We start from the raw sequence: 278 nt of genomic DNA, 5'->3' as shown, positions 1-278 counted from the left end.
GCGAGACCGCTCCGCGCGCGGCCGCAATGTCACCGCCCAGCAGGGGATTGGCGACGGCGGCAACATGGTCGTGCAACGAACGCAGCGCGACCAGCGGCCAGGCAAAAATGCCGACTAGCGCGATCCGGATCCAGCCTGAGGGAAACATGGATTGCAGCAACCAGCCGCAAACGACGGACAGCACGATCACCACAAGCGCGCCTGCAGTCCCCGTCGCGCGCCGAAAGGCCGGCGGGTCGGACGCCCGATTCCAGCCGGCGTCGATCGCAGCGATCAGC

1 protein-coding gene is annotated in these 278 nt (G+C 68.0%); it reads right to left on the bottom strand.

The features are described from left to right. The coding region (locus tag RMT89_RS42665; RefSeq protein ID WP_315889139.1) for a cobalamin biosynthesis protein at positions 1 to 278 on the bottom strand (278 nt) is incomplete at both ends.

The sequence above is a fragment of the Streptomyces sp. P17 genome (assembly GCF_032436805.1).
Taxonomy (GTDB): domain Bacteria; phylum Actinomycetota; class Actinomycetes; order Streptomycetales; family Streptomycetaceae; genus Streptomyces.
Note: the sequence above shows the minus strand (reverse complement) of the source record. Positions and strands in the feature narration are given on the sequence as shown.